19 protein-coding genes and 1 tRNA gene are annotated in these 21,583 nt (G+C 69.8%); 8 read left to right on the forward strand and 12 right to left on the reverse strand.

All coding sequences use genetic code 11. The features are described from left to right. Window positions 1-101 precede the first annotated feature (101 nt). Window positions 102-1,676, forward strand: a complete 1,575-nt coding sequence (locus tag ACXJKR_RS02725; RefSeq protein ID WP_457320529.1) for an MFS transporter — start codon at window positions 102-104, stop codon at window positions 1,674-1,676. 295 nt (window positions 1,677-1,971) lie between these two features. Further along, window positions 1,972-3,351 (forward strand): TAXI family TRAP transporter solute-binding subunit, encoded by a 1,380-nt coding sequence (locus ACXJKR_RS02730; protein WP_457320531.1) that lies wholly within the window; start codon window positions 1,972-1,974, stop codon window positions 3,349-3,351. A gap of 222 nt (window positions 3,352-3,573) precedes the next feature. On the opposite strand, the gene ACXJKR_RS02735 is transcribed toward ACXJKR_RS02730, so the two are convergent. Further along, window positions 3,574-4,176, reverse strand: coding sequence for a DUF4337 domain-containing protein (locus tag ACXJKR_RS02735; RefSeq protein ID WP_457320533.1), 603 nt, complete (start codon window positions 4,174-4,176; stop codon window positions 3,574-3,576). A 91-nt stretch (window positions 4,177-4,267) separates the two neighbouring features. On the opposite strand from ACXJKR_RS02735, the gene ACXJKR_RS02740 reads away from it, so the two are divergent. Then, window positions 4,268-5,290, forward strand: coding sequence for an alpha/beta hydrolase-fold protein (locus ACXJKR_RS02740; RefSeq protein ID WP_457320535.1), 1,023 nt, complete (start codon window positions 4,268-4,270; stop codon window positions 5,288-5,290). Window positions 5,291-5,310: 20 nt separating this feature from the next. Here the strand turns inward: ACXJKR_RS02740 and ACXJKR_RS02745 are convergent, their stop codons facing one another. The 5 genes from ACXJKR_RS02745 to ACXJKR_RS02765 all read right to left on the reverse strand — a co-directional run bounded on the left by ACXJKR_RS02745 (window position 5,311) and on the right by ACXJKR_RS02765 (window position 13,373). Next, window positions 5,311-8,025, reverse strand: a complete 2,715-nt coding sequence (locus ACXJKR_RS02745) for a response regulator (RefSeq protein ID WP_457320537.1) — start codon at window positions 8,023-8,025, stop codon at window positions 5,311-5,313. Beyond that, entirely contained in the window at window positions 8,022-8,585 is a 564-nt protein-coding gene (locus ACXJKR_RS02750; RefSeq protein ID WP_457320539.1) for a YfiR family protein, read from the reverse strand. Before ACXJKR_RS02750 ends, ACXJKR_RS02745 begins: the two co-directional genes overlap by 4 nt. An 8-nt stretch (window positions 8,586-8,593) precedes the next feature. After that, on the reverse strand, window positions 8,594-10,912 hold the full coding sequence (locus tag ACXJKR_RS02755; RefSeq protein WP_457320541.1) for a TonB-dependent siderophore receptor: 2,319 nt from the start codon (window positions 10,910-10,912) through the stop codon (window positions 8,594-8,596). Window positions 10,913-11,022: 110 nt separating this feature from the next. Then, window positions 11,023-12,183 (reverse strand): GGDEF domain-containing protein, encoded by a 1,161-nt coding sequence (locus tag ACXJKR_RS02760; RefSeq protein WP_056191931.1) that lies wholly within the window; start codon window positions 12,181-12,183, stop codon window positions 11,023-11,025. Then, on the reverse strand, window positions 12,180-13,373 hold the full coding sequence (locus tag ACXJKR_RS02765; RefSeq protein ID WP_457320543.1) for a GGDEF domain-containing protein: 1,194 nt from the start codon (window positions 13,371-13,373) through the stop codon (window positions 12,180-12,182). The genes ACXJKR_RS02760 and ACXJKR_RS02765 overlap by 4 nt, the downstream gene beginning before the upstream one ends. Window positions 13,374-13,687: 314 nt before the next feature. Between ACXJKR_RS02765 and ACXJKR_RS02770 the strand changes: the two genes are divergently transcribed. After that, complete coding sequence (locus tag ACXJKR_RS02770; RefSeq protein WP_457320545.1) at window positions 13,688-14,428, forward strand: SDR family oxidoreductase; 741 nt, start codon at window positions 13,688-13,690, stop codon at window positions 14,426-14,428. Here ACXJKR_RS02770 and ACXJKR_RS02775 read toward each other — a convergent pair. Next, window positions 14,425-15,306: a septal ring lytic transglycosylase RlpA family protein gene (locus tag ACXJKR_RS02775; RefSeq protein ID WP_457320547.1), complete on the reverse strand. Its 882-nt coding sequence runs from the start codon at window positions 15,304-15,306 to the stop codon at window positions 14,425-14,427. The two genes, ACXJKR_RS02770 and ACXJKR_RS02775, sit on opposite strands and share 4 nt — an antisense overlap. 28 nt (window positions 15,307-15,334) lie before the next feature. Between ACXJKR_RS02775 and ACXJKR_RS02780 the strand changes: the two genes are divergently transcribed. Next, window positions 15,335-16,033 (forward strand): fumarylacetoacetate hydrolase family protein, encoded by a 699-nt coding sequence (locus ACXJKR_RS02780; protein ID WP_457320549.1) that lies wholly within the window; start codon window positions 15,335-15,337, stop codon window positions 16,031-16,033. A gap of 2 nt (window positions 16,034-16,035) precedes the next feature. Continuing rightward, window positions 16,036-16,911, forward strand: a complete 876-nt coding sequence (gene nadC / locus ACXJKR_RS02785) for a carboxylating nicotinate-nucleotide diphosphorylase (RefSeq protein WP_457320551.1) — start codon at window positions 16,036-16,038, stop codon at window positions 16,909-16,911. Window positions 16,912-17,039: 128 nt separating this feature from the next. On the opposite strand, the gene ACXJKR_RS02790 is transcribed toward nadC, so the two are convergent. Next, window positions 17,040-17,777, reverse strand: coding sequence for a proteasome-type protease (locus tag ACXJKR_RS02790; protein WP_056191944.1), 738 nt, complete (start codon window positions 17,775-17,777; stop codon window positions 17,040-17,042). 33 nt (window positions 17,778-17,810) lie between these two features. Further along, window positions 17,811-18,812 carry an NAD-dependent epimerase/dehydratase family protein gene (locus ACXJKR_RS02795; RefSeq protein WP_457320553.1) on the reverse strand — a complete coding sequence of 334 codons (1,002 nt, stop codon included), beginning with the start codon at window positions 18,810-18,812 and terminating at the stop codon, window positions 17,811-17,813. A gap of 91 nt (window positions 18,813-18,903) precedes the next feature. Between ACXJKR_RS02795 and ACXJKR_RS02800 the strand changes: the two genes are divergently transcribed. Next, window positions 18,904-19,794: a LysR family transcriptional regulator gene (locus ACXJKR_RS02800; RefSeq protein ID WP_457320554.1), complete on the forward strand. Its 891-nt coding sequence runs from the start codon at window positions 18,904-18,906 to the stop codon at window positions 19,792-19,794. Window positions 19,795-19,797: 3 nt separating this feature from the next. Here the strand turns inward: ACXJKR_RS02800 and ACXJKR_RS02805 are convergent, their stop codons facing one another. Then, window positions 19,798-20,019, reverse strand: coding sequence for a hypothetical protein (locus ACXJKR_RS02805; RefSeq protein WP_457320556.1), 222 nt, complete (start codon window positions 20,017-20,019; stop codon window positions 19,798-19,800). A gap of 51 nt (window positions 20,020-20,070) precedes the next feature. Beyond that, complete coding sequence (locus ACXJKR_RS02810; protein ID WP_457320558.1) at window positions 20,071-20,580, reverse strand: DUF4142 domain-containing protein; 510 nt, start codon at window positions 20,578-20,580, stop codon at window positions 20,071-20,073. A gap of 232 nt (window positions 20,581-20,812) precedes the next feature. Between ACXJKR_RS02810 and ACXJKR_RS02815 the strand changes: the two genes are divergently transcribed. Continuing rightward, window positions 20,813-21,364, forward strand: a complete 552-nt coding sequence (locus ACXJKR_RS02815; protein ID WP_457320560.1) for a pyridoxamine 5'-phosphate oxidase family protein — start codon at window positions 20,813-20,815, stop codon at window positions 21,362-21,364. A gap of 65 nt (window positions 21,365-21,429) precedes the next feature. On the opposite strand, the gene ACXJKR_RS02820 is transcribed toward ACXJKR_RS02815, so the two are convergent. Next, a tRNA-Arg gene (locus ACXJKR_RS02820) sits at window positions 21,430-21,505 on the reverse strand. Between the last annotated feature and the right edge of the window lie 78 nt (window positions 21,506-21,583).

Raw genomic sequence — 21,583 nt, forward strand, 5'->3', positions numbered from 1 at the left:
AGGTAGCATTGCGCACGCAGGATGCGCCCATTTCCCGGCGTGCCTGGCGCGGGTGTCCTCGGTGAGAACCGTGCGGCACCTCGATTGCCCGCCGGAGTTCCATGACCGCTGCGCTGCACCCACCCTGCGACCAAGCCGCCATCCGCCACGGCCCTCCGGCATCACCCTGCTCGCCGGCCAGGCAGCGGTGGGTGCTGGCGACCGCGATCCTCGCCTCCGGCATGGCCTTCATCGACGGCACGGTCGTCAACGTCGCACTGCCGGCAATCCAGAACGATTTGCATGCGACGCTGCATCAGGTGCAATGGGTCGTGGAGTCGTATGCGCTGTTGCTGGCCGCGCTGCTCCTGCTTGGCGGCGCGCTGGGCGACCGCTACGGGCGCCGCCGCATCTTCCTGCTGGGTGTGGCGATCTTCGGCGCGGCCTCGGTGCTGTGCGCGCTCTCAAGCGACGTGAACGCATTGATCGCCGCGCGCGCGTTACAGGGCGTGGGTGCAGCCCTGCTGGTGCCGGGGAGCCTGGCGCTGATCAGTGCCTCTTTTGACGAGCATGAACGGGGCCGGGCCATCGGCACGTGGGCCGGCTTCAGTGGCATCACGGCGGCCGTCGGGCCGGTGATCGGCGGCTGGCTGATCGACCATTACTCCTGGACTTGGGCCTTCATGGTGAATGCGCCGCTGGCCGCGCTGGTTGCGGCGATGGCGATGCTGCGGGTGCCGGAATCCCGCGACCCGCAAGCCACGGGGCGGCTGGACTGGCCGGGGGCGGCGCTCGTCACGGTGGGCCTGGGCGGCATCGTGTTCGCCTTCGTCGAAGGGCCGGCCCGCCAGTGGGATTCGCCCGCCGTGATCGCCGCCCTCGTGATCGGCATCGTCGCGATGGGGGCCTTCGCCTGGGTCGAGAAACGTACGCCTCGGCCCATGCTGCCGCTGCAGTTCTTTCGCGACCCCGTCTTTGCCGGCGCCAATGTGCTGACCTTGCTGGTCTACGCGGCCCTCGGCGGTGGCCTCTTCTTCGTGCCGCTGGCGCTGATCCAGGTCCATGGCCTGTCGGCCGCCGCCGCCGGAGCGGCGCTGCTGCCCTTTATCCTGATCATGTTTGCGCTGTCGCGCTGGGCCGGCGGCCTGGCCGACCGGGTCGGGCCGCGCACACCGCTGGCCATCGGCCCCGTGATTGCGGGCGCCGGCTTCGCTGCGCTGGCGCTGCCTTCCATCGAGGCCAATTACTGGACCGGGTTCCTGCCGGGCATCGTGGTGCTCGGCGTGGGCATGAGCGTGACGGTCGCGCCATTGACCACGGCCGTCATGAATGCGGCGGGCGCCGACGCGGCCGGCGTGGCATCGGGTATCAACAACGCGGTGTCCCGTGCGGCCGGCGTGCTGGCCATCGCTGCGCTGGGTGCATTGATGGCCTGGGCATTCGGTGTTGCGCTTCGAGGCCAGCTCGACCACCACGGCGTGCCTGCCGCTGTGGCGTCGCTGGTGCTGGAGCAACAGAGCCGGCTCGCGGCCATCGAGCTGCCGCGGGACATCGACGCAGCCACCCGAGCCGCGGCCCAGAGCGCCATCCACGAGGCTTTCATCAGCGGATACCGCTGGGTGATGGGCGTGAGCGCCGCGCTGTGCGTACTGGGCGCGGCGGTTGCCGCGATGTTGATGCGCAAGGTTGAGCGTTAAGACACGCAGTGCGCACGGGCTGACTTGGGACGCCTGTGCCAGAACCGACAGCGATTTGGAAGAACGCTTCCAGCCTAGTGCCGTCGCCCGCTTTGCAGCGAAAGCGGGCGTAACAGTCCGCCTGCGCGCCTCCCATACGATCGGCCGGTCCTCCATCGGTAAAGGCCCAGCCCGTGCGACGCCTCGGCATCACGATCATCCTCAGCCTTGCTGCCACCACTCATGCGGGTGCTCGGGAATGCGAGCGACTCTGCAACACGCAGGCCCAGCCTTTGCCCGCTCAGGACGGCAAGCCATGACCCCGATTCAGCAATGGCATGCCACCCGCAGCCTGCGCCTGCTGCTGCAGACGCTGCGCGACTTGATGGTCTCGATGGGGCCGCTGCTACTGCTCGGCGGAGGCCTGCTGGTCGCTGCCTACTGGTGGCTGGATCCGCAGCCGCCGCGCCAGGTAAGGCTAGCGACCGGCCCGGCCGGAAGTGCCTACGCCAGCTTCGGCGAGGGCTATGCGAAAGCGCTGGCACGCGAGCGCATCCAGGTGGAGCTGATCGCCAGCGAAGGCGCGCAGGACGATCTGGCCCATCTGCGCGCGGGCACGGTCGATGTGGGCTTCGTACGCGGCGGCATGGCCGATCCGGTGACCGATACCGAGGCCGGCATCGTCTCGCTGGGCAGTCTGTTTTACGAGCCGATCTGGATCTTCTACCGCCGCGATCTCGGCATCGCGCGCCGCCAGCCCGGGGGCGAACTGCAGCGCCTGGACCAGCTGCGCGGCCTGCGAGTCAATGTGGATCAGGACGGCAGCGGTGTACCGCAGATTGTTGAGAAGCTGCTGGCGCTGAACCAACTGAAGCCGACCGATCTGCGGCTGTCCAATCTGGCGCCCGACGCCGCGGGTGAGGCGCTGCGCCAGGGGCGGCTGGATGCCACGGTGCTGATCTCGGCGCCGCAGGCCCGCCTGATCCGCGAGCTGCTGCGCGACCCGGCCATTGCGCTGATGGCCTTCGAGCAGAACGAGGCCTATTCGCGCCAGCTGCCCTTCCTGTCCACCGTGAGGCTGCCGCGTGGTGTGGTGGGCCTGGCAGCCGATTTACCGCCGCACGACGTGCCGCTGCTCGCCACCACCACCGCACTGCTGGCGCGCGAGCAAACGCACCCTGCGCTGCGCCAGCTGTTCGCGCAGGCGGCCCTGGGTCAGCACAGCGACGCCGGCTGGTTCAATGGCGCGCGCGACTTCCCCAACACCCGCACCAGCGAGCTGCCGGTCAGCGCCGAGGGCGATCGCGCGATCAACGGCACGACGCCGGCGTGGGCGCGCTACCTGCCCTTCTGGGCCGGCAATCTGCTGGAACGCATGTGGCTGGTGGTCGGCGGCCTGCTGGTGCTGATGCTGCCGCTGTCGCGCGTGGTGCCGCCCCTCTACACCTTCCGCGTGCGCTCGCGCGTGTTCCGCTGGTATGCGCGGCTGCGCGAGGTGGAAGCAAAGCTTGAAACCGGCGCAGGCGAGCGCGGCGCTTTACTCGACGAGCTGGATGAGCTGGACCGCGTCACACACCGCATTGCGGTGCCGCTGTCCTATGCCGAAGAGCTTTACGCGCTGCGCAACAACATCTATGCGGTGCGCAAGCGCCTGCTGGCGCAGCGGTCCCGGCCGACAGACGGACCGACCGACTAGTCAACAAGCGGCGCGGCGGCGTGCTGCCTGTCCGTTCTGCCATCCAGTCCGACCCCGGGATGAGCGGACCGGCTGTGAGAAAGGCACTGTTGGACGGTGGCAGCTGCCTTGGCTTTCCGAAAGTCCGGTATCCGCCGCCTGAAGCAGCCCAAGCTCAAAACTGCGCGGCGCCCGGCGTCCCGCAAAGACCGCCTCGCATCTCTCGCTGCTCAAGCAGCAACGCTACGACAGCAACCGGAACAGCATATTGGGATGGATGGGCAGGTCCATCAGGCCGGCCACGCCCATCAGCACGCCGAAGAAGGTGGGCAGCAGGGCCACGAAGTACAGCGGCCAGAGCCGGGTCAGCGCCGTCACGGCCAGCAGGGCGATGGCGATGGCGAGCAGGGCGTCGGACAAGTCGAACTGGTCGTCGCGGYGGTTCAGCGTCTCGTAAGCGGTCTGGGCTGCCTCGGCCTGGGCCTTGAGTTCGTCGCGCTTCTTGAGCTGATCGGCCGCCTTGGCGCGGTAGCCAGCGATGGCTTTGTCGTAATCGCCAGCTTGCGTGGCCGGCGCGCCGCCCTTGGCCAGCTCGAGCTGGGTGGCGCTGGACTCGGCTACGTCGGCGCGGATCGTGCGGGCCTGGAAGTAGGCMCAGTAATCGAGCTTGTCGGCCTGGGCCTGCTGCATGCCTTGCACGATGTTGTCGTCCTTGACCTTGCAGATGCCCATGAAGGTGGCCAGGATCGCCACCGTGATGGCGACAGCGGCGTTCAGGCGCGCGGTGCGCGCCTCCTGCGCGGCTTCGGCGGCCTGGTCGATGAGGTCTTTGGGATCGAGGTCCATGGAAGGGGTGTGTAGTTGGCAGCGGAACTATGCGCGCAGCACGGGCCTTGTCTGTGGCAATCTCGCGGCCTTCAGTTCCTGCGCAGGCCGAATGAAAGCCAAGACACTGTTGCTGACATTGCTGTTTGCCGTCACCGCCACGGTGCGGGCTGAGCCCGTCACTTTCGCGCTGGAGGCGCCTCAGGCGCGCCGGGTCTTCCTCGCCGGCGAGATGACGGACTGGGACAAGCACAAGCAGGCCATGGCGCGCGGCGCCGATGGCGTCTGGCGCGTGCGCCTGGACCTGGCGCCGGGTCAGTGGCTCTACAAGTTCGTCGTCGACGGCCGCTGGGTACATGACCCGGCCACGCCAGACCACGATGCCGACGGCCAGGGCGGCCAGCATTCCTTCGTCTTCGTTGGCGAAGGTGCATGGACGCCACCGGCCACCGGTCGAGGCCGTGTCGAGACGTACGAGGTGGCTTCCGCCGCCTTCGGCCGGACCGACAAAGTCAACGTCTATCTGCCGCCCGGCTTCGAGCGCGGCCAGGCCCTGCCGGTGCTGACGCTGCTGCACGGCGGCGGCATGGACGCCGACCAGTGGTTTCGCACCGGCCACATCGAGCGCTATGCCGACCGCCTCATCGCCAGCGGCCGTGCACGGCCCTTCGTCATCGTCATGCCCAGCAGCAACGGCCGGCGCTACGACGGCCCGGCCGAGCGCTTCATCGTCGACGAGTTGCCGGCCTGGCTGAAGGAACAGTACGGCCTCTCACCCATACGCGCGCAGTCGGCCATCGCCGGTATGTCCCTGGGTGGCTATGGCTCGGTCAAGCTGCCGCTGGCGGCGCCGCAGCGCTGGGGCTATGCCTTCGCGCTGAGCGGCTGGTATCCGGACGAGCTGATCGCCGAGGTCCAGCGCGCCGGGCGGCTGCCGGTGCCACTGGTGCTGCGCTGCGGCAGCGAGGACGAATTGGTCACGACGAATCGCGCACTTCAGGCGGCGCTGCGCGCCCAGGGCCAGGCGCCCGACTATCGCGAGGACGCCGGCGCCCATACCTTCCACTACTGGAGCCACGTGACGGCGGAGATGCTGGAGGGCGTCGACGCCTACTTCCGTCGCGCCGGTCCCTGAAGATTCGCTGATCGCGGCGTTCAGGCCAGCGGCGGCGCGGCGCAGAGTGAGCCGCTGGCGGAGATCGCGGGCGCGAGTGCGGTGATCACTTCGTCGAGTGCGGCGTCGACGGCGGCGCCATGGATGCCGGCGATGCACGCCCGCTCCAGCCGCAGCGCGGCTTCGCGCAGCCCGTCCATGCCAAAGGTGCCGGCCAGGGATTGAAGGTCGTGCGCCAGGCGGCGCCCGGCCGCCGCGTCGCCGGCGTTGCGCGCGGCATCGAAGTCCTGTTCAAAGCTGCGGTATTTCTCGGCAAAGCCGCCGAGGGCACGTCGCAGCAGCGCGGCGTCGCCGCCGAGGCGGCCCAGGGCGCCGGCCATGTCGATGCCCGGTGTGGGCAGGCCCACGGCGGCAGCGCTGCCGTTGTCGGCCGGCGCGCGGGGGCGCACCCAGCGTGCCAGGGTGGCATACAGGTGCGCCACGTTGATCGGCTTGGCRACGTGGTCGCTCATACCGGCCGCGAGCGCCTTCTCGCGGTCGCCCAGCATTGCGTTGGCGGTCATGGCGATGATGGGCAGGTCCTGCCAGCGCGGCTGCTGGCGCAGCCGCTGCGTGGCCTCGAAGCCGTCCATCTCCGGCATCTGGCAGTCCATCAGTACGGCGTCGTAGTCGTGCGTGGCCAGCCGCTCCAGGGCCTCGCGGCCATTGCAGGCCATGTCCACCGCGATGCCTATGCGGCCGAGCAATTCGGCGGCGAGGTCGCGGTTGATCTCGTTGTCCTCCACGAGCAGCACCCGTGCGCCGTCCAGGCGCACGTCGAGCCGCGGCGGCAGCGGGGTAGCGGCGTGCTCGCCGCCCAGGCCCGACGCTTGGGCACAGGCGTCCAGCAGCGACCAGGGCGTCACCGGCCTGGCCACCATCACGGTGGCCGCCGCCAGCGCGGTGGGTGGGTCCTGGCGGCCCGCCTCGGCCAGCAGCACCAGGGCCGGCAAGCCGCCCGTAGCCTGGGCGGCGAGGCGGCGCGCGAAGTCCGCCAGGTCCAGGCCGGCCAGCGGATGCTCCAGCACGGCCAGGTCGTAGCCTTGCGCCGCGTCCTCTGACAGCCGCGCCAGCGCCTCGGCGCCGCTGGCGGCGCAGTCAACCTGCAGCCCTGCCTGAGTGAGCGTCGCGGCATGCAGTTGGCGTGCCGCGGCATGCGCAAYGACCACCAGCGCCCGCCGCCCGTGCAGGCCGGCGGCGGGCTGGGCGTTTGTCGCCTCGGGCAATGCCGCCAGGCTCAGCATGAACGAGAAGCGGCTGCCCCCGCCGGCTGGGCTGTCGACCTCGAGTTCACCGCCCATCAGCCGCACCAGCTGGCGGCTGATCGCCAGCCCCAGCCCGGTGCCGCCGTGGCGGCGGCTGGTCGCGGCGTCGGCCTGCTCGAAGGGCTCGAACAGACGCTGCCTGAGCTCGTCGGAAATGCCCATGCCGGTGTCGCAGACCACGAAGCGCAGCACCGCCCGCTCGCGCTCGCGGCTCACCGTCTCGACGCTCACCTGCACCTGGCCGTGATCGGTGAACTTGACCGCGTTGCCGGTCAGGTTGAGCAGCACCTGGCCCAGGCGCACGGGGTCGCCCAGCAACTGCCGCGGTGGGTCGCCCTGCACCGAGAACAGCAGCTCCAGCCCCTTGTCCTGCGCCTGCGGGCCCATCATGGAGGCCAGGTTGTCCAGCACCTCGGGCAGGTCGAAGGGCAGGGTCTCGACGACCAGCTTGCCGGCTTCGATCTTGGAGAAGTCGAGGATGTCGTTGAGGATGGTCAGCAGCGAGCGCGCCGCGCGGTTGACCTTCTGGATGTGCACGCGCTCGCGGGGCGGCAGCGCGCCTTCCAGCGCCAGGCCCGACATGCCGATGATCGCGTTCATCGGCGTGCGGATCTCGTGGCTCATGTTGGCGACGAAGGCGCTCTTGGCGATGCTGGCCGCTTCGGCGGCGTCGCGCGCCTGGCTCAGCTCGGCGGTGCGCTGGCCCACGGTGTCCTCCAGGGCCGTGTGCTGGCGGCGCAACTCGGCATCGCGCGCGTGCAGCGCGCCCATCAGCGCGTTGAAGCCCTCGCCCAGCCGGGCCAGCTCGTCGGCACCTTCGACCGGCACGCGGCGGTCGTAGTCGGCGCTGACGCGCACCTCGTCGACCACCGCCGCCAGCGTGGCCAGCGGCCGGCCGATGGAGTGTTGCAGCGCCCACAGCAGGCCCAGCATCACCGCGGCCCCCAGCAGCACCAGCGCAGCGCCGAAAGCGACCATGGCGGCCAGGTTCTGCCGCTGCAGCTCAGCCAGGCTGGTGACCAGGACCAGGCGCGCATCGCCGTCCAGCGCCTGCACCCAGCGGGCCGCGCCGAGCCCGGTTGCCAGTGCAAAGCCCGGCTCGCTGCCGCCGCCCGGCGCTGCAGCCGGCCACTCGACGGCCTGCGGCGCGCGCAGCTGCGCGAGCAGCCGCCCGTCGGCCAGGCGCAACTCGGCCGACAGCACCAGCGGGTTGGGGCGCAGCGAGTCCAGGATCTCCTGCGCGCGCCGCGCGTCACCGAAGGCGACCGCCGCCTCGGCACCGACAGCGATCAATTGCGCCATGGGTTCGACCTGGGCGCGGGCGCGCTGTTCGAGGGTCAGGCGCTGCACCAGCACCAGGCCGGCCGCGCCCGCGGCGAATACCAGCACCGCCGCCACCAGCAGCGACAGCATCAGCACGCTGCGGATGCGGCGCGGTCGCGCGGCGTTCACCTCAGCCTCCGCAGGCTGCCGTGCTCGACCACTTCACTGGACACCTCGAGCAGCTTTGCCGGGATGCCCAGCGAGGCCCGGCGTGCCTGGTCGAGATTGATGCTCATCTCGATGTGCTCGCCGGGCAGCAGGCGCACGACGCCGCCCTCGCTGAGGAATTCCGGCGCATTGCCCACGGTCAGGACCGGCAGGCCGCTCAGCTGCGCCAGTGCCGCACGCCGCGCCGACGAACTGATGGCGCCGACGAAGACGATGTGGCAGCTGGCGAGTGCCTCGGGCGACACGGCGCGCCTGACGGTGAACGGCCGGCCCTGTTCGAGCCGGCCCTGGAAGGTCTGCTCCAAGGAGGCGTCGAAGTGGTTCTCGTCAACGGTGCAGACGTTCCAGGGCATGGTGCCGTCGGCAAAGGCCCGCGACGGCCAGGTGACGTAGCGGGCGAAGTTGCGCATGAACGCGGCCTCGACCCGGGACTGCCGCTCGACCAGCGGCGCCTGCGCGCCGGCCAGCGGCCCCAGCACGCAGGCCAGGGCCGCCAGCGCGACGGAGCGTCCGAAACGCACGGCGGCCCTCACCAGGCCGCTTTCAAAGCCAGCAGCCACTCCCGGGGCCGCGAACGCGTGCTCTGCGAGGGGTGGTAGTGCCGGTCGAGCAGGTTCTTGCCGGACAGCTCGATCGACATGCGGCGCCCGCCGTCCAGCCACGCGTAGCCCGCCAGGGCGTCGATCAGCGCATAGCTCTGCCGCGCCGCCGCCGGGCCCTCGGGCAACAGCGTCTGGTCCCGCACGACGTGGGCCCCGCCGGCCAGGTAGAGCCCGCCAGAGAAATCATGCCGCGCCCAGAGGTTGAACAGATGCGGTGCGCTCATCTGCAGCCGCGCGCCGTGCAGCAGTTGGGCGCTCTTGTAGTTGATGCGCTCGGCGGCATTCAGCGTCGCCGGATCGCGCGACAGCAGGGCCGCGTCGTTGCCGCTGTACTCCAGGATGCGGGCGGCGGTGCGGCTGTAGGCCAGGTAGATCTGCCAGCCCGCGGCCGGCAGCAAGGTGGCATCGAACTCGATGCCGCGCGAGCGCTGCTGGCCGCTCTGGACGTTGTAGATGACGACGTTGCCCGAGCTGTCGGTCTGCGCCAGGTCGTTGACGGCGTTGCGGTTGCGCAGGTCGAAGGCGGTCAGCGTGGCCGTGGCGCGGCCGTTCAGCAGCTCCGCCTTGACGCCCAGGTCCCAGCCGCTGCCGCGCGTCGGCAGGGCGGGTGCGTGCGTGCCGTCGGGCCGGTTCAGCACCTGCGCGACGGGCACGAAGGAGCGTGCGAACGAGGCGAACAGCGACCACTCGGGCGCCAGGCGCAGCAGGGCGCCGTATTGCGGCGTCAGCTCATGCGTGGAGAAGGGCTGCGACGTGGCGGTGATCCGGTCGTCGACCCGGGCACGCGCGGCGGTGTAGCGCAGGCCGGCCAGCAGCAGCAGGTCGTCGTCAAGCAGCCCGAGCGTGGCGCCGGCATAGGCCGAGCGGTCCGTCTGGTGCAGGCTGCGGTCGGCGCGGTTCTCGGTCAACGCCGACAGCGGGATGTCCACCTGGCGGTTCCAGGTCGATGGGTCGCGCAGGTCCCACAGCGGCAGGGGCGAGGCGATGGGGCGGCTGCCCAGGGCTGGGTCGTTGGGCGCCTGCGCCGCCGTGTTGTCGAAGCGCCGCCTGAGCGACTGCGCGCCGAGCAGCAACCGCAGGCTGGCACGGTCGAAGCGGTACACGCCGACGCCGTCGGCGGTCAGCGTCTCGGCCTGGTTGGTGTAGGTCTGGCGACGCAGGCGGCGGCCCTGCAGAAACGTCTGGTTGTCGGACATGCCGAGGTTGCCGGAGAACAGCGCATCGATGGCGAAGCGCAGGCGTGAGTAGCCGGCGCGCAGATGCCAGTGGTCGCTCGCCTCGACATCGACCCAGCCGCTGGCGCCCGTGCTGTCGCTGCGGCGGTAGTCGACGTCGGACATGCTGTTCCAGTCGTCTGGCAACCCGGGCACGTCGACGCCGGCGCGATTCGGGTCGGCCGCGGTCGGCACGAGGCCTGCCTGCCTGCCGTAGCCGGGCTTTTGCATCAGCTGCGGGGCTTCGCGCTTGCTGTACTGCTCGGCCTTGAGGGTCACGCTGACGCGGCGGTCCGGTGTCCAGCGCAGCGAAGGTGCCAGGGTGGTGGCATGCGCGTCGTAGGGCCGCCAGTAGTGGATGTCCTGGTCGAACGAGGCTGCGACACGCAGCAGCAGGTCGGGCCGCAGCGGCGTGCCCATGTCGGCGTCGAGCCGGTAACGGCCGTAGCTGCCGGCGCCCACCTCGACCTCGGCGAAGGGCTGGGGCCGCGGGCTCTTCGTGATCACGTTGACGATGCCGCCGGGCGCCACCTGGCCGTACAGGAAAGAGGACGGCCCCTTGACGATCTCGATGCGAGAGGCGCTGGTGAGGTCGAAGATCGACGGGCCGACGAAGCCGTCGCGCAGCACCTGGTAGGCGCCAGGCACCTGGCTCACCGCAAAGCCGCGGATCGCCAGGTTGGCATTGCCCTCATTGAAGTCGTTGCTCCGGTAGGTCACGCCCGGCGAATAGCGGGCCACGTCGAACAGGCCTTGCGGCTTCTGGTCGCGGATGAATTGCTCGTTGAAGGCCTGGATGGCGAACGGCAGGTCGTGGATCGGCGCGTCGAAGCGCGAGGCGGACACGGCGTGGGCGGCGCGATAGCCGCGGTCGAGGTTGGCGGCGACATCGAAGGGCGACAGCCGCACCTGCACGAGTTCGCCGATGTCGAGGTCGGCGACGCTGGAGGAACTCGCCGCGACCCCGGTGGCAGCCGCCAGGCCGGCGGCCAGCACCAACAGCTGCGCTGCGCCCGCGACCCGCAAGCGCATGGCGGTTCCCTGTCTCCTGCCCCCGGCTGCTGTCATCGATCACTCGATTCCATTGGGCTTGTTTGCATCGAGTTTATGCCTGTGCGCCGCCGCAAGGGGCGGCCTGCCGTTCAGGCCTGCACGACGTTGCGGCCCTGGCCCTTGGCCCGGTAAAGCGCCGCATCGGCGCGCGCCAGCACCGCGCCGCCACTGGCATCGGCGCGTTCGGCTTCGGCGATGCCGAAGCTGGCGCTGAGCGACCAGTCCTGCTCCAGCCACCGCAGTGGCGCCATATTGACCAGCCAGCGCATGCGCTCGGCCACCAGCGCCGCGCCGGCGATGTCGGTGTCGGGCAGCAGCACGCAGAATTCCTCGCCACCCAGGCGGCCGAAGCGGTCCACCTCGCGCACGCAGGGCTGCAGCTCCTTGACCATCAGGCGCAAGGCCGCGTCGCCGGCGGCGTGGCCCAGTGTGTCGTTGAGCTGCTTGAAGCGGTCCATGTCGATCATGACCAGGGCATAGCCGCGGCCGCGCGCCAGCCAGGCGTGGGCGCGCTCCAGGGCCCGGTCGAAGGCGCCGCGGTTCAGCGTGTCGGTCAGCGGGTCGCGCTCCAGCAGGCGCTCGATGCGCGTGATCAACCGCATCAGCACCAGGAAGGCCAGCGTCGCGTTCTGCAGCAAGGCCAGCACCAGGGCCGTCCACAGAAAGGCGATGTTGAACCCGGTGGGCATGCGCAGGTCGGGTGTGCGGCCGGGGTTGACGAAGGTCTCCAGGCCGCGCGCCGCCATCAGCGCCGCGATGAGGAACAGGGGCAGGGCCAGCGGCGCGGGCGTGCGCCGGCCGCCGGCCGAGCGCGCCAGGCTGCGCCAGGCGACAACGCCGGCCACCAGCGTCAGCGCGGCGCCGGCACCGTTGACGATGCGGGCCTGCCAGCGCAGGTCGCCTTCATAGGGCAGCGCCAGCAGCAGCAGCGCCGTGGCAGCCACGGCGGCGGCGCCGGGCTTCCAGTTCAGCGCCCGCGTCGTGATGCCCGGCACCGCCGCGCCGAGCAGCGCGAAGGAGGCGATGGCGAGCACGTCGCCGGGCCAGTAGGTCAGGGCGTCGGGCAGCACACCTCGCAGCACATGCAGGGTCAGCGAACCGGCGGCGGCTGCGTTCGCTCCGGCCATCGCCAGCGAGGCCCGCGGCGCGATGCGCGCGACCAGGGCCAGTGCCATCCACACCAGGGTCGCCGCCGCCGCGACGAAGATGATGCTGGCCAGCAGCGTCTGGGTCTGCGCTGGCGTGATCATGCCGTGGCGATCCCGCCGAGGTGCGTTGCCACGCAGACGCGGTTGCGGCCCTCGGCCTTGGCGCGGTAGAGCTCGCCGTCGGCGCGCGCCATGCCGACTTCGCCCCGCGGGTCGTCGGCCACCGGCAGGGCCACGCCGAAGCTGGCCGACAACGGCAGCTCCACGTCTTTCCAGCGCAGCGGCTGGGCGGCCAGGCTGTGGCGCAGGCGCTCGGCCACGCTGGCGGCGGTGGCGAGATCAGCGGGGCCGGCCAGCGGCAGCAGCGCGCAGAACTCCTCGCCGCCCAGGCGCCCCAGGCAGTCCACCTCGCGCAGGCAGGCCTGCCAGACGCGCACGCAATGCTGCAGGGCCGCGTCACCGGCCTGATGGCCGTGCTGGTCGTTGACGCGCTTGAAGTGGTCGATGTCGATCATGGCCAGCGCGAAGCCGCGGCCGCGTTGCAGCTGGGCCTGGGCCTCGCCGAGCGCCTGCTCGAAGGCGCGGCGATTGAGGGCGCCGGTCAGCGGGTCGCGGTAGGTCAGGTGCTGAATGCGCGTGATGAGGCGCCAGATCATCAGCGCGATCAGGCTGAGGGTGATGGCGGCGGTGACGACGAACCACAGCGCCGCGCGCGCCGGCGACGGCAGTTCGCCATTGAGGATGTGGTCATCCCAGCCCGGCACGAGCAGCAGCTCCGCGGCGTGCGTCAGCGTCACGGCTGCCATTGCGGCGAAGGGCAGGGTGGTGCATGCGGTGACGACGCGCGACAGCTGGTTGCCGATGCCACGCACGACCTCGCGCACGGACAGCAGGGCCAGCAGCGCCACGCTGAAAGTGCTGGCCACCTGCGGCGCCAGGCCCGAGCCGCTGGCCAGGCCCAGCGCGATGCCGATGGCACCGAGGCCGCCTATCCAGCTGATGTCGCGCGGGCGCTGGCGGCTGCGCAGCATGCGGCGCAGCGCCATCAGCAGCAGCACGGCACAGGCCAGCAGGCCGAACTCGGGAATCGCCTGGCGCAGCAGGCCGGGCCAGCCGGCCATGCAGTCGCCGCAGCCCTGGGAGGCGATGCGCACCAGATGAGCCGCCGCCATCAGCCGGCCGGCGCGCGGCGCGATGCGAAAGGTCTGCGCGAGCGTCAGCCAGGCCAGGGCCGCCATCAGATTGAAGAGGGCGCTGACCTTGAGGACCGTCGGGACGTCGAGGAATTCCATGCAGCGAGGTGGGCCTGTGAACGCTACGGCAATGGGCTGAGAAGGCTCGCCGCCAGGGGCCAAGCAAGGCGCAGCACGCCGCCCGCACTCATGTGCGGGCAAGYGGTGCAACGCCGAGTGGCCCCTGGCGGCGAGCCTTCCCGCAGGCTTGTGACCAGAAAGGCCGCGCGCCGCGTTGCAAATCCTCGCCGGGTACCCCACCCCGCTCCGGTTTGCGCCTTGCTCGCAGCCTTTCTGGTCACAACTCAGCCTATTGCCGTAGCGTTCACAGTCCCCGGACGCGCATCTTCTCCGACAACGCCACAATGCCGGCCATGTCGGCTTGGGTACTGATCACCGGAGGCTCGCGTGGCATTGGAAGCGCGACGGCGCTGCGTTGCGCCGAGGCCGGCTGGGACGTGGCCATCAACTATGCCCAGGATAGCCTCGCTGCGGACAAGCTCGCGGCCAGATTGCACGGACTCGGCCGGCGCGCGCTGACCCTGCAGGCCGACGTGGCCGACGAAGTTCAGGTGGCGGCCATGTTCGAGCAACTGGACGCGGCCGGTGGCCGGCTGGCAGGCCTGGTCAACAACGCCGGCATCGTGGCGCCGGCGGCGCGGCTGGAGGCGATGACGACCGAGCGCTGGCGCCGCCTCTTCGACGTCAACGTGATCGGCACGCTGCTGTGCTGCCAGCAGGCCGCGCGGCGCATGAGCACCCGGCAGGGCGGCGCAGGCGGTGCGATCGTCAACCTCAGCTCGCGCGCGGCCGAGTTCGGCTCGGCGGGCATCTATGTGGACTACGCCGCCACCAAGGGCGCCATCGACACCCTGACCAAAGGCCTGGGGCGCGAACTGATCGGCGAGGGCATCCGCGTCAATGGCGTGCGGCCCGGCATCATCGAGACCGACATCCATGCGGCCAGCGGCATGGACGCGAGTAGCGCTGTGTCGACCATTCCGATCCAGCGCCTGGGCCGGCCCGAGGAGATCGCCGAGGCCATCGTCTGGCTGCTGAGCGATGCGGCCAGCTACACGGTCGGCACCTTGCTGGATGTGGCTGGAGGCCGCTAGCGCTTCTCGACCAGCGTCGATTCAACGCCGCTCTCGTCGCGCAGCCGAACGGCGGTGGCACGCGCCTCGTCGGCGCTCGGGAAGGGCCCGGCGCGCAGCCGGTGCACGCCGCCTTCGCGGACGACGGTCAGCAGCGGCAGCAGCGTCAGGTCGGCCTCGGCAATGCGCTGGCGTAGGCTTTCAGCGCCGTCCAGCTTGGCGAAGGCGCCGAACTGCAACCAGGCGCTCGGGCCGGTGCCCGCCACGGTGCCGGTTGTCTCGCGCTGCGGCGCGCCGGGCGGCGTGTCGGGCACAAAGACAGGCGTCGGTTCGCCCGCCGGCTTCTGGAAGCTGCCGGCGCGGATCTCGGCATAGGTGATGCGCCGCACCTCCACCGGCGCCACGCCGCGCAGCAGGTCGAGCTTGAGGGCGGCCGTGTAGCTGAGGTCGACGATGCGGCCCTTGTGGAAGGGGCCGCGGTCGTTGATGCGCACGATGACCTCGCGGCCGTTGGCCGGGTTGCGCACGCGGGCATAGCTGGGGATGGGCAGCGTCGGATGAGCCGCCGTCATCGCATACATGTTGTAGACCTCGCCGCTGGCGGTGGGCCGGCCGTGGAACTTGCGGCCGTACCAGGAGGCCAGGCCGCGGTCGGCATAAGGGCTGTCGCCGGTGATGGGCTCGTAGCGCTCGCCCTGCACCTCATAGGGCTTGTTGGGGCCGCCGCTGCGCACGGGCTCGATGCGCGGCGCGGCGTCGGGCACCTTGGCGAGGTCGGACGGCGGATTGGTCAGCGGGCCGTCACGCTCGATGCCGACCGGCGCCACGGCCGAGCGGGTCGCGCAGCCGGTCATCAGTGCGAGCAGCAGCAGTGCGATGGGCAGGCCAGTATGCTGCACGCTGTTCCTGCAATGTCGAAGCCATGCCATGAGCAATTTCGTCTTTCCTCCAGCCGAGATCCCCAGTGCCGCCGTGCGCGGCACGGATGCCCGTTACGCGGTCAGCCGCATCTTCTGCGTCGGCCGCAACTATGCCGATCATGCCCGCGAGATGGGCGCCGACCCGACGCGCGAGCCGCCGTTCTACTTCACCAAGCCGGCCACGGCACTGACGCCCTCGGGCTCGACGGTGCCCTACCCGACCGAGACCCAAAACTACCACTACGAGATGGAACTGGTGCTGGCCATCGGCGCGCCGGTGTTCAAGGTCACGCCCGAAGCGGCCGTCGCCGCCATCTGGGGCTATGCCGCGGGTCTGGACATGACGCGCCGCGACCTGCAGGCCGTGGCCAAGGCGGCGGGCAGGCCTTGGGACACCGCCAAGGGCTTCGACCAGTCGGCCATCCTCGGCGACATCGTGCGCAAGAGCGAACTGGGCGCGCTCGACAAGGGCGCCATCACGCTGGCCGTGAACGGTGTTGAGAAGCAGCGCGGCGACCTGGCCGAGATGATCTGGAACCAGGCGGAGATCGTCTCCAACCTGAGCCACCTCTACCACCTGCATCCGGGCGACCTGATCTACACCGGCACGCCGGCCGGCGTGGGCGCCGTGGTGGCGGGTGACGTCATCGTCGGGCGCATCGAAGGCCTGGGCGAGATCACGCTGACCATCGGCCCGGCGGAGTAACGATGTTCTCCACCGAAGAGACTTTGGCGCAGGCGCGCTCACGCAATATCCACGAGGCCTTGGCCGAGGACATCGGCAAATGCGACTGGACGGCGCTGCTCGTGCCCTTGGCCAAGCGCGTGGCCGCCCAGGTGCGCGTGCGCGAGGCCGCGGTGCTGTGTGGCCGCGACTGGTTCGACGGTGTGTTTGCCGCACTGGATGCAACGGCACGCATCGAATGGCTGGTCGACGAAGGCGCGCTGATGGCGGCGGACAGCATCGTCTGCCGCATCGAGGCCGACGGCCGCGCGCTGCTGAGCGCGGAGCGGCCGGCGCTGAACTTCCTGCAACTGCTGTCGGGCACGGCGACGATCACGCGCGCGCATGTTGACGCCGTGGCCGGCGCCAGCACCAACCCGCGCGGCTGCGCCATTCTGGACACGCGCAAGACCATCCCCGGCCTGCGCCTGACGCAGAAGTACGCGGTGCGCGTCGGCGGCGGGCGGAACCAGCGGCTGGCGCTTTATGCCGGCATCCTCATCAAGGAAAACCACATCGCCGCAGCGGGTGGCGTGGGCCCCGCCTTGCGTGCGGCGCAGGCACTGAATGCGGGTGTGGACATTCAGATCGAGGTCGAGACCATCGCGCAACTGCGCGAGGCACTGGACGCCGGCGCGGTCAGCGTGCTGCTGGACAACTTCAGCGAGGCGCAGATGCGCGAGGCCGTGGCGGTGAACGCCGCGTATTCGGCTCAAGCGCTGCTGGAGGTGTCGGGCGGCGTCGCGCTGGATCAGCTGCGCTGGATTGCCGCGACCGGTGTGGACCGCATCTCCGTTGGCCGTCTGACCAAGGATGTCAGGGCCGTGGACTATTCGATGCGGGTACTCGGGCCCGCTTGAATTCGGGCCGAGCGCCGGGCCGCTCCCAAGCCGGCCCGCGATGGCGATGCGCTTGGCGGTCAATCTGCCAAGCATCGCCGTCCCCGCGGGGGACCGGCCAAGGTACCCCTTGGACGAGGGGCTTCGTTTCAGCCGTCGAACCAGGGTTCGTTGGGCAGGTCGTCAAAGACTTTCCTGAGCCCGGCACTCCAGCCCGTGCGCAGCGCCTGGAAATAGGGATCGTCGCGGCCGATGCGGTTGGGCGGCTTCATGGCCTGCTCGAACTGGTTGGCGCGCAGCATGATCATGTCGATGGGCAGGCCGACCGATAGATTGGACTGGATGGTCGAGTCGAAGCTGACGAGGGTGCACTTGGCAGCCTCGTCCAGCGCCGTCGTGTCGTAGCGGATGACGCGGTCGATKATGGGCTTGCCGTATTTGCTCTCGCCGATCTGGAAGTAGGGCGTGTCCTCGGTGGCCTCGATGAAGTTGCCCTGCGGGTAGACGTGGAAGAGGCGCGGGCCTTCACCCTTGATCTGGCCGCCCAGCAGCATGTTGGCGCCGAAGTCCACGCCGTTGTGCTGGTTGTCGCTGTCGCGGTTGACGATCTCCTTGAGCGTGCGGCCCAGCAGCACGGCCGCGTCGTAGAGGGTGGGCACGTTGAGCAGGTGTTCGCCGTCGCCATGCAGGCGCTGGTTCAGCACGGAGATGACGGATTGCGTCGTCGCCAGGTTGCCTGCGGTCAGGATGACGATCTCGCGCTGGTGCGGGATCTGGAACTGGTACATCTTGCGAAAGCTGGCGATGTGGTCGACGCCGGCGTTGGTGCGGGTGTCGGAGGCGAACAGCAGGCCCGCACGCAGGCGCATGGCGACGCAATAGGTCATGGTGTGGTCCCGGCGAATGAGCTGGAAGGCATGTTACGGCTGGCCTGTGCCCTTGCGGGTGCAATGGGCAGGCAGGCAGCCCAGGCCGCGCAGCGACGCCTCGACGGCTTCATCCAGCGGCGTGTGGGGCTCGCGGCCCAGGGCGGCGACGAGGCGGCTGTTGTCCATGCGCACCGGCTGGCGCCACAGATAGCGCATCTCGCGCATCTCCTTGAAGGTCGTGACGAAGGGCGAAGCGAGAGTCAGCAGCCACCAGGGGAAGGCAGAGATACGCGGCGGCTTGCCGCCCTGGGCGACGACGACGCGTTGGATGGCCTCGGCCAGTTCGCGGCCGCTGGCGTCCCAGTGGCCGCTCATGTGGAAGTTGGCGAAGGCGGGCAGTGTCGCGCGTCGTTCCAGCAACTCCACCATCGTGCGGGCGACATCCGGCAGATAGGCCCATTGGTGGCCAGCGCCGGCGGCGGCCGGGTTGCTGATGGACGTCACCGGCTYGTCGGGCTTCACCAGGCCTTGCGAGAACCAGTTGTTGCCGACCCGCGGACCGAAGAAGTCGCCGGCGCGCAGCACGATGACACGCAGCCCCGTCTCGCTGGCCGCTCGCAGCCGCGCCTCCATCTCGGCGCGGATGGCGCCCTTGCGCGTCACCGGCCGCTGCGGCGCGTCCTCGTGCAGCAGCGGGAAAGCATCGGGGCCGTAGTTGTAGACCGTGCCCGGCAGCAGCAGCGTCGCACCCACGGCGCGGGCGGCGGCGATGCTGTGCTCCAGCATCGGCAGCACGAGGCGATCCCAGTCGCGATAGCCCGGCGGGTTGACGGCATGAACGATGACGTCGCAGCCCTGGGCGGCAGCGAGCACGTCGGCCGCGTTCAGCGCATCGCCGCGCAGCCATTGGATGCCGTCGCTCTGCGCGTGCGCCGTCGGGAGGCCACGCTTGAGCCCCCTGACCAGCCAGCCCGCGTCGCGCAACTGGCGTGCCACCTCGCCGCCAATGCCGCCACTCGCGCCGAGCACCAGGACCGTCTTGCTGCTTTCCATGTCGTTCTCCAGAAGTTGATGGAACGGATTCTGGGAAGTGACGGCTTGATTGGGAATTGCTGAAGGTAGTGTCGTAGATATACATTTATGCATGGCTTCGACACTGCCCTGGGACCTGCTGCACACTTTTCTCGGCGTGCTGCGCGAGGGTTCGCTGTCGGGCGCGGCGCGGGCGCTGGGGTTGACGCAGCCCACCGTCGGGCGCCATGTCGCCGCGCTGGAGCAGGCGCTTGGCCAGCCCCTCTTCACCCGCTCGCCCACCGGCCTGCTGGCCACGGAGGCGGCGCTGGCCCTGCGCGGCCACGCCGAGCAGATGGAAGCCGCGGCGGCCGCGCTGCAACGGGCGGCGACGGCGCGCGGTGCCGAAGTGAGGGGCACGGTGCGGGTGACGGCCAGCGAGATCATCGGGGCCGAGGTGCTGGCAGGCGTGTTTGCTGCGCTGCGCGAGGCTCATCCCGGGCTGGTCCTGGAACTGGCCCTGAGCAACCAGCTGCAGGACCTGTTGCGCCGCGAAGCCGACATCGCCGTGCGCATGACGCCGCCCGAACAGGGCCAGTTGATCGCGCGCCGCATCGGCAGCATTGAGCTGGGCCTGCATGCGCGGACCGACTACCTCGACCGCCACGGCCGGCCCACGGCCCTGGCTGAGCTGCAGGACCACACGCTGATCGGCTTCGACACCGTGACGCCCTTCATCCGCGCCGGGTCCAAGCGCCTGGGCGGCATCAGCCGTGACAGCTTTGCGCTGCGCAGCGATTCCGACCTCGCCCAGCTGGCACTGGTGCGTGCTGGCGCCGGTATCGGCATGTGTCAGGTCGCACTGGCGCGGCGTGCGCCCGTGCTGGAGCGCGTGCTGGCCGACCAGTTCGCCTGGCCGCTGGAGACCTGGGTCGCCATGCACGAGGACCTGCGCCAGAACACGCCCTGCCGAGTCGTCTTCGAGGCGCTGGTGGACGGGCTCACGCGCCACATCGCCATCTGAGGCTCAGCGCACGGGATTCGATGCCGGCGCGGACGCCGGTCCTGAGGCTGGCGGGAAGGATGGCGGCGAGGAGGAGGCGGGCGAAGACGGTGGCGGCAGCGGCGGCGGCGCAGCCTGCGAGGTGGCGGCGTTGGCCGACGGCAGCGGCTGCTGCTCGGAACGGCAGGCCGCCAGCGGCGCCACGGTGACCACGGCCGCGAGCGTCAGTGCGCGTCGACAGGACATCAATGCAGGGAGTGRCATGGGCACCTCACTCAGCAGCGGCAAATGGACGCGTTACTTCTTGGGCGCAACGCTGAGCGCCTGTGCCATCTCCAGGTGGTGCCTCAGGCCGGGCAGGGTCCTTTCGGCCCAGGCCTTGATCTCGGGGTCCTTGGCATTCTGGGCGGCGTCCTGGAAGAGCTTGATCGTGTTCTGGTGGGCCTTCACGCCGAAGGTCTTGGCGTAGCGTTCGTCGAACTTGTCGTTGTCGCCAGCGTCGATCAGCTTGATCTCGGCCTTCTGCTTGACGGAAGGGCCGTCGGGCAGCGTGACGTTCTTGCTCGCAGCCAGGGCCTTGAGCTCATCGGCCACCTTGGTGTGGTCGGTGATCATCGAATCGGCGAAGGACTTCACATCGGCATTCTTGGCCTTGGACTGTGCGAGCTTGCTGGCCTCGATCTCGGCCGCGCCGGCGTGAGCGGCCTCCTTCATGAAGGACTTGTCCGAACGGGCATAGGCTTGGCCGGCAAAGGCGGCACTGGCAAGCAGCAGGGTGACGCTCATGAATTTCTGGGCGGTGCGCATGGGGGCTCCTTGACGGGTTGAGGCGGACGGCTGAAGCCGGCATGCGCAACGGCACCACCGGACTAACGGCCAATCTAGGCGGCGGTGCGTGCCGACGGCGTCAGCCGAGGACGAAGCCGCTGTAGGAGAACCGGCGGCCGGCAGCTTCCGACAGCGGCGCGTGGCGCCGGCCGACAACCCGCCGGCCTTCCGCTGTCTAGGCTGCAGGATCAGTCAACGCCAAGGAGTCGACATGCAAGACGACGACAGCCGCAGCTATCCATCGGACAACGACGTGAGCACCGAAGAAGACCTCAGCGGCCCGGCCGCCGCGAAGAAGATCACCGACCTCGTCAGGGCCGGCAACAGCTGCTTTTTCTGCACCCTCGGCATGGGCACGCGGCAACTGCATGCGCGGCCGATGACCGTCATCGAGGTCGACGACAGCGGCGCCCTGTGGTTCTTCAGCGAGATCGACAGCCTGAAGAACATCGAACTCGACCGCGATCCGCGCGTCACGCTGTTCTTCAAGGAGGGGGACAACGGCGGCCACCTCAAGCTCGACGGCAGCGTCGAGCAGGTGACTGACAAGGCCACCATCCACCGGCTCTGGAGCCCCAAGCTGCGGGCCTGGTTCACGCAAGGCGAGGACGATCCCCGCATCTGCTTACTGCGCGTCGACGCGCTCAGCGGCGAATACTGGGACAACCGCCACGGCAGCGCCATCGCCGGCCTCAAGATGCTGTTCGGCGCCATCACGGCCCAGCGCGTGGACGAGGGCGTGCATGGGCATTTGAAGCTCTGAGGCACCTCCCCATTCGGCGCCCAACAAAAAAGCACCTGGCATTACTGCAAGGTGCTTGAGACTTTTGGTGCGCCCGGTTGGGATCGAACCAACAACCCCTGCCTTCGGAGGGCAGTACTCTATCCATTGAGCTACGGGCGCGAAGCCGTGCATTCTAGCAGCGGGGTACCAGGGCCCCGGGGCAGTGTCGGGGCCTGCCTATAATTCGGCGGTTTTTCG

It is taken from the genome of Roseateles sp. P5_E11, assembly GCF_054049355.1.